The sequence below is a fragment of the Pseudomonas sp. genome, assembly GCF_030150285.1.
Taxonomy (GTDB): Bacteria; Pseudomonadota; Gammaproteobacteria; order Pseudomonadales; family Pseudomonadaceae; genus Aquipseudomonas.
Window position 1 is genome coordinate 1 of record NZ_JASLGE010000107.1, and the last position, 6,597, is coordinate 6,597.

At 32.9% G+C, this 6,597-nt stretch carries 10 protein-coding genes; all 10 read right to left on the bottom strand.

What is annotated here, in order from left to right; genetic code table 11:
• Positions 1-780, bottom strand: a 780-nt coding sequence (locus tag Q1W15_RS23870; RefSeq protein WP_300733615.1) for a hypothetical protein, incomplete at its 3' end; no start/stop codon positions are given.
• Positions 781-794: 14 nt separating this feature from the next.
• Entirely contained in the window at positions 795-1,166 is a 372-nt protein-coding gene (locus Q1W15_RS23875) for a hypothetical protein (RefSeq protein WP_300733617.1), read from the bottom strand.
• On the bottom strand, positions 1,166-3,499 hold the full coding sequence (locus Q1W15_RS23880) for a hypothetical protein (RefSeq protein WP_300733619.1): 2,334 nt from the start codon (positions 3,497-3,499) through the stop codon (positions 1,166-1,168). The genes Q1W15_RS23875 and Q1W15_RS23880 overlap by 1 nt, the downstream gene beginning before the upstream one ends.
• A gap of 3 nt (positions 3,500-3,502) precedes the next feature.
• Positions 3,503-4,090, bottom strand: coding sequence for a Gp15 family bacteriophage protein (locus Q1W15_RS23885; RefSeq protein ID WP_300733621.1), 588 nt, complete (start codon positions 4,088-4,090; stop codon positions 3,503-3,505).
• Complete coding sequence (locus Q1W15_RS23890) at positions 4,090-4,554, bottom strand: hypothetical protein (protein WP_300733622.1); 465 nt, start codon at positions 4,552-4,554, stop codon at positions 4,090-4,092. Before Q1W15_RS23890 ends, Q1W15_RS23885 begins: the two co-directional genes overlap by 1 nt.
• Before the next feature lie 68 nt (positions 4,555-4,622).
• The gene (locus Q1W15_RS23895) at positions 4,623-5,135 is read right to left on the bottom strand and encodes a hypothetical protein (protein ID WP_300733624.1); all 513 of its coding nucleotides are present in this window, start codon (positions 5,133-5,135) and stop codon (positions 4,623-4,625) included.
• Positions 5,136-5,155: 20 nt separating this feature from the next.
• The gene (locus tag Q1W15_RS23900; protein WP_300733626.1) at positions 5,156-5,599 is read right to left on the bottom strand and encodes a hypothetical protein; all 444 of its coding nucleotides are present in this window, start codon (positions 5,597-5,599) and stop codon (positions 5,156-5,158) included.
• The gene (locus Q1W15_RS23905; protein ID WP_300733628.1) at positions 5,596-5,937 is read right to left on the bottom strand and encodes a minor capsid protein; all 342 of its coding nucleotides are present in this window, start codon (positions 5,935-5,937) and stop codon (positions 5,596-5,598) included. Before Q1W15_RS23905 ends, Q1W15_RS23900 begins: the two co-directional genes overlap by 4 nt.
• Positions 5,934-6,308 (bottom strand): hypothetical protein, encoded by a 375-nt coding sequence (locus tag Q1W15_RS23910; RefSeq protein ID WP_300733630.1) that lies wholly within the window; start codon positions 6,306-6,308, stop codon positions 5,934-5,936. Before Q1W15_RS23910 ends, Q1W15_RS23905 begins: the two co-directional genes overlap by 4 nt.
• A 1-nt stretch (position 6,309) precedes the next feature.
• A partial coding sequence (locus Q1W15_RS23915) for a hypothetical protein (protein ID WP_300733632.1) occupies positions 6,310-6,597 on the bottom strand: 288 nt, incomplete at its 5' end.

Consider the following 6,597-nt stretch of genomic DNA (forward strand, 5'->3'; position numbering starts at 1 on the left):
ATTAGAGAATACTAATTCTTTTCTATCTTCTAAAGGTATATCCATTGCGTTTAATGGGAAGAATACATTATCATGCTGTGGTTCTTGACTAATGTTCATTATATTAGTTTTCCCGTAATCTTCTCCAAGTTTTAGATTAACAAAGTTATCTTGTAATGTAACTCCTGTTTCTTCTATTGTGAATGCGTATAGTTTATTATTCTTTATTTTAATTGTAGTAGTTGAAACTTCTGCCAAATGATTTAATACATCTCTATATGTATAACTAGCATTCGCCCAATAATCGCTCTTTATAAGCGTGTTAGCATTAATAGGTATATTTGTATCAACTTCTAACTCACAAGCGTTAGCAACCTTTAAAAGTAGGTTTCCTGCGGTAATAGGGAATACTGCGTTAATATCTTCTTCGTTATACTCTCTTTGCGTTTGAACCATTAAATCATAACAAAGTAAAGTAGTTTCTTCCGAACCGTTATCGTATTCACTAGCCATTATTATGAAGTTTCCGTAATCAATCGTTTGTATTTCGTTATTCGCTACACTCTCATGTCTTAACATACGCTTGAAGTTTAATTTCTTTTGTACTGAAGTTCTATAATCTCCACGAACTACTAACTCGAGCATTACTGCGTTTGTTGTATATATACTTCCTTCGCTTGTCATTTTTAAATCCTTGACTGTAAGGCTTTCGTTAGTATCTAACAATGTTATCTCTTTTATATCGTAATCAAGTGTGGATTTCTTTAGTATCTCGATTACATTTTTATTGTTTGTTATCAAATTCTCATCTCCTATCAGTCTGGATTATGTACCACTAGGTCTATCGTTGTTGTATCAAAGTATTGGTCTGAACCATCATCATAAAATCCTTTATAACTAATCTGGTAATTACCTATATAGTAAACTCTACTTATATTAGTCATTGTTTCAGGATCATAATACGATACATTAATAGCACTCTTTCTAGTATCTTTAACAAATTGTCTTACTTCTTGTCTGTCCTTAAATACGAGAGTGATATTAAGGTTCGTATAGAACCCTAATATACTTCCGTACCATTTCCCATTATCGCTATCTCTGCCTGAACCTTCTTTCCAAATTTGATCTTTACCAACTTTATATTCAGTAGCGAGATATTCTTTTCCTTCTATCTTAAATAAGTGCATTATGCTAACACTCCATTCATTAAAATATTTCGTTTCTTCTCTTCTTTCACTGTTGCTGTCGCTAATACACTTCCATCAAGCACAACATTAACAACACCCATTCCGCCACCGTTGCCAAGTCCGCCATTAGCGTTCGCTAAGTCTAGGAAGTCGTGTATCCATTCTGTGTTATTTTGTAAAGGAACAACTGCTTCTTTACCTGCTTCCCCTACAATCGCTGTCATAGCACCACCTGTAACATATGTACCTTGTGCTAATCTTGGTATAGGATTAATGTTTATTCCCATACCGCCAAACCCAGGAACCCATGTAGGTATTTTTATTCTATTAAGTCCACGAATGAAGCCATTCAGTAAATCTATCATGAAGTTTAATGGCAATTTAACAACATTGACAACTGCCCCAAAAATACTTCTTACCATGTTCACTAGATTTTCCCAAATTGAACCCCATTGACCTGTAAAAACACTTCTTAAGAATTGAATTAAACTCTTAAATATACTTATAACACTATCTACGATACTAAACACTATATTTAAGAAACCACTTATAATACCGCCTATGGTTCCGAATACAACTGCGAATACTGGTTGTAAGTTATTTAATAGAAACCCTACGATAGGTGCAATAAAACCGTTGTATAATTCCATAGCGAATAAAAACAGTTCTGCTAGAAACTCAAGTACATTTTGTACTACATCTTTTAATGTATTGTCCCATACATCTTTAAAGATTTCTAGTATAGGACTTATTATAGTATCTATGATCGCCCATAATTCAGTAAATACTTTAATTGTGCTATTTACGAAATTAAAGAAACTATCTACTAAATCTTTTCCGTATTTTTTCCACACATCTTCAAATATACCCCACATATCAGCCCATAATTGAACTAGGAAGACAAATAATGGTCTGAATGTATTAAAAATTCCATCTACAAAAGAGTTGATACTACTCAATAGTGTTGGTGTCCATTTATCAGTGGCATCCGCTATATCTTCAAACATCATTCTATAAAACTCTACTGCACTAGCAAACCCCCTAATCAAGTGTGGTAACATTTCATCAAAAGTTAATACAAGGTTATCCCAAACATTAGCACTGATCCCTGCCATTAAATCGAATGAGTTTTTACCTATTCTAACAAAACTATCAAAGAATGATTGAACTGTATCAGTTTTCCAAATATCTTGAAACATCTTGCTTATTAAATCAAATGCCTTTGTTATACCGCTTATGTCTGGAGTTGGTATTATCGGTGCTGGCATATCCATTCCGCCACCGCCACCACCTGCTCCATCTAGGTTATCTTTAGTCTTACTTGTCGCTATATCTGCCTTATCGAACGCTGAACTGAACTTCTCTGCTTCTTTCCTTGCTTTCTTTGTATTACCTGCAACTCCACCTGTGTTTTTACTTGTTTTCTTTGCTAATAAATCTATACCAAAGAACGCTTTAAGAATTGCGTTTACATAACCGAATACAGTTGCCATTAAGTTAGCGATATAGGTTATAACAGGTGCTAAAGCATTGGATAGAGCGTTACTCATAGCATCTATATTTGCCTTTACTTGTCTTGCTCCTGCATCATCACTTTGTAACCACTGATTAGATAACTTCCTTAATGTTTGATATGCTGTCCTAATAGAGAATAATGCTAAAGCATATTTACCTAATTTCATTATACCTTTAGATATTCCGTTACTTATGTTACCAGCATTTTTAGACGCTTCTTTCATTGAAGCACTAACTTTTTTAGTTTCATTATTTAAAGAACTAGCACTAACAGCGGAATTATCTAATCTTGAACTTATTCTATCCGCTCTATTACCCATGATCTCATAAGATATAACTTGATTATCTAATATCATATTTTGATTTTGTAATTGAGATGTAAGTTTGTCTTCATCTCCTAAAGAACTTATAACTTGTGCTAATCTTTCGCTCTTTAATACCGCTTGTTCGTAATCTTGTACACTCTCTTTAATTAGTTGATTAAATTGTGCTTGATTTATAGATCCTTCTTGTAGTTGTCTATTAAGTGTCGCTTGTTCTTGTATAGAACTACTTCTAACACCTTCTTGAAATTGTAACTCTATTTTAGCACTTTTTATTTCGCTTAACTTCGCTTCAAGTTCACTAATTTTATTCTTTGTCTTTTCAATAGTGTTACTCGCTTTTTGGAATTGTTTATCTAGGTTATCAATATCAATGTTCATACTTTCAGAAACACTATCTCCGCTTTGTTCCGCTTTATTTTTTAAATCTTCTAACTGTTTCTCTGCTTGTGCTATACCAACATCAACATCAATTTTGATACTTCCATCTGCCATAGATTAAACCCCCTTTCTTTCTTTATTATATTTCTCTTTTTGTTCTCTCATATGCTTATCGAATATTGTTTCTTTGTATTCCACTTCTTCATTCTGTTTAATTGCTATTTTATCCTGGAACTTCTTGAACTCTTTACGCTTATCTTTAGATATATCTTTTAATGGTGTACTTCTAATCTTTACATAGTTAGCCATATTGCTATCTTTTGATAGACTACTAACTAAATCTAGGAAGTCACTCCAAGACAGATACTCCATTTTCTCTATTTCTTTATTGAATTCTCTCATTATATCCATTTTATATACTGGATAATCTTGGATTAAATCTTGGTGTACCTTTTCTTTTTCATCTACTTCTTCATAATCCTTACCGTTCCACATTATTTCGCTTGCTTTTACTACTAACTTTTGATCTATTGGAGCATTACTACCAAATATAGTCTGTACAATGATGATAGCACGCTCAAATTCATCTTCTTCTTGCTCTAGTAATTTAATTGTATTAAGTATGTTCCTGTAATCATCATGTATATTATATATTTCGCCTTGAAACTTAATTTTTCTAGGCTTAACTTTGCCTATAAAGTCCATTATTCTATTTCTTCTATTCCGCTTGTGTCTACTTCAACAGGCTTATACTTGCCTTTAGAAGCGATTAATCTTTCTTCTAGGTTCTTGTCGCTAATAACTTTAAACTCCTTTAAGAGTGGCTCTAAACCTTCGAGAAACTCGAATACTCCCGTAATGCTCTTAACTCTAAAGATTTTATCCGTTGAACCTTTGCCGAATAAATGGTCTATACTTTCATATGTCGAATTAATGAAGTCAATCATTACATCTAATAATCTTTCATCTGCTTCTGCTTTATCTAACTTCAAAGCCTTTATAACTTTTTCTTCTTTTTCCATTTTCTTTTGTGCTTCATCAATGGTATTGAACATTCTCTCGACTTTTACAGGTAACTCTATATCTGTTGTGTCAATGTATATACTACCGTTAATAACTTCAATCTCAAATGAAGTACTTGCTTCTTGTTTTAAACTATATTTTTTCATGTTATGCTCCTTTATGTAATAAAAATAGGGAAGAAATAATCTCCCCTATAAAACGAAAAGTTTTATTTCTATTCTTCTACTGAACCTGCTGTAAATTTGAAACTCATAGGATCATAAGTGATTGCTACTGTTCCTGCTTTAGGAGAACTATTGAAGTTGATTGTATAACCAATTCCTAGTTTATCTTCAGCACTACCACCAAATGATGTAATAGTGATACCGATATTAAATTCTTCTCCTGAAACTGAAGCGGGTTGTTCTACATCACTTTCATATAAGTTAATTGTAATTAATTGTCCACTCGCCTTAGCACCAATTCCTTGTTCTTTTCTAATCTTATCTAAAACAGGGAATAATGGATCATCTGTGTATACCATTTGTTCAACTGATTGTGACAAAGTATAACCTTTATTTTCAGTCATTCCAGATTTTTGCGTAACGAATTTTAGCGTTTCTTCATCCGCTTCATATTCGATACTTGCTTCTTGTACACCCCAACCGAATAGCGTGTATTCTTCTAATGCTCCAATTTTAATCGCTTGAAGCAATCTTTCTCTACCTTGTGATTTTTGAAATGCCATTATCTCAATTCCTTTCCGCCTTAATAAGGCTCTATATACTCTAATTCTAATATAACAACATATATCCCTAATTGATTATCGCTTTCAATTTGCGATAAAAAAGGTGTCTGACTTATACTAAAGTCTGTTGCTATTCTTCCCCTACTTAATTCAGGGTAAATCTTCTTCTTGTTATTGTCTTTTATGTAGTAACTTAAATCTTCTAAAAATTGTCCGTTACTCAACATCTTAAATATATCTTCTGTATATTCAAATACCAAACTATATGTATATGCTTGTGTTTTATATTCGTTCCCTAGTACATCTTTATTAACTACCCCATTATTCATAACAGGATTAGGACTAACGCTACTTTCATTTAATTCTGATTGTAGCCAGTCGATAGATGTCCAATCATCAGCACGGCCTTGACTAACTAGGAACTTATCTAAATAATCTAATACACTTTCATTTAATGTTTTCATTTAAAGCCCCCTTTATTAGCCATTCTCTGCATACTTGCTACAATTTGATTACCATTACTTGCTATTGCTCTTTCTACCCACCTAGAGCCACGAACTGGAGCACCTTTAAAGTTAAAGTCATCTCCATACCACAATTTGCGCGCGTAAGGTGTATTATACTCTATCGCTCTACCACCTTCTATTATAGTAGCACTTCTAATTAAGTATCGTTCTCTTTCAGGTGTATACGGTTCACTAACTTTTACAATCTCATTAGCAAGGAACAATCTCGCTTTATCAGGGTAACCGTGATTATTAAGTATAGCAATAGGATCAAGATTAATCTTAACTCTTGTCATTTTAGATATACTCCGTAATGACCTTCAATAACTATACCGTAATCAATATTTTCATATGATTGGATTGTTCTTTTTCCTGCTGTTTTTTCAGGGATAGCATTTAATACATCTCCCTTAACAATGAAATCATCTTCTTTCAAAGTCCAATAGCCTACCTTATCGATAAGTTTTACATATTCTTCTTCCGTAACATATCCTTTAACACTTCTCGGTATAGATACATACCCTTGATTATCCGTTACATGGTTCTCTGTTCCTGTTTTAACACCTTGCTTATCTTGATAGTGAACACCCTTTATAGTGTGAGTGTAGTAAGTTAATCTTCCGCGCTCATTAATAGAGTTGATAATAGTAATTGTGTGTCCATACATACTATAACCCCCTAAAGAGTAATCGTGTAACAAGTAAATGTTTTTTCATTATACTTCTTTGTTCTTTAAAGAAATCTTGTTCTAATTGCGATTTCATGTCTTTATCATTGAATGTAACGCTATGATCCTTGACACTCTCGCTCTTGATACCTTTAATATACGCTTGATTGCTTGTTTTAGCCATTTCTAGCGTTGTTTCATAGTTCTTAATACTATCTATCATTTCGCAAGTCGCTAACTTTAGATTGTCTTTAAAGTCACCTTCTAAAACTTCTTCATATTGTCTAAT

What these genes read in the sequence shown, in the direction of transcription:
- Q1W15_RS23875 (WP_300733617.1), bottom strand. Translation starts at nt 1,166, where the DNA reads ATGCACTTATTTAAGATAGAAGGAAAAGAATATCTCGCTACTGAATAT.
- Q1W15_RS23880 (WP_300733619.1), bottom strand. Translation starts at nt 3,499, where the DNA reads ATGGCAGATGGAAGTATCAAAATTGATGTTGATGTTGGTATAGCACAA.
- Q1W15_RS23885 (WP_300733621.1), bottom strand. Translation starts at nt 4,090, where the DNA reads ATGGACTTTATAGGCAAAGTTAAGCCTAGAAAAATTAAGTTTCAAGGC.
- Q1W15_RS23890 (WP_300733622.1), bottom strand. Translation starts at nt 4,554, where the DNA reads ATGAAAAAATATAGTTTAAAACAAGAAGCAAGTACTTCATTTGAGATT.
- Q1W15_RS23895 (WP_300733624.1), bottom strand. Translation starts at nt 5,135, where the DNA reads ATGGCATTTCAAAAATCACAAGGTAGAGAAAGATTGCTTCAAGCGATT.
- Q1W15_RS23900 (WP_300733626.1), bottom strand. Translation starts at nt 5,599, where the DNA reads ATGAAAACATTAAATGAAAGTGTATTAGATTATTTAGATAAGTTCCTA.
- Q1W15_RS23905 (WP_300733628.1), bottom strand. Translation starts at nt 5,937, where the DNA reads ATGACAAGAGTTAAGATTAATCTTGATCCTATTGCTATACTTAATAAT.
- Q1W15_RS23910 (WP_300733630.1), bottom strand. Translation starts at nt 6,308, where the DNA reads ATGTATGGACACACAATTACTATTATCAACTCTATTAATGAGCGCGGA.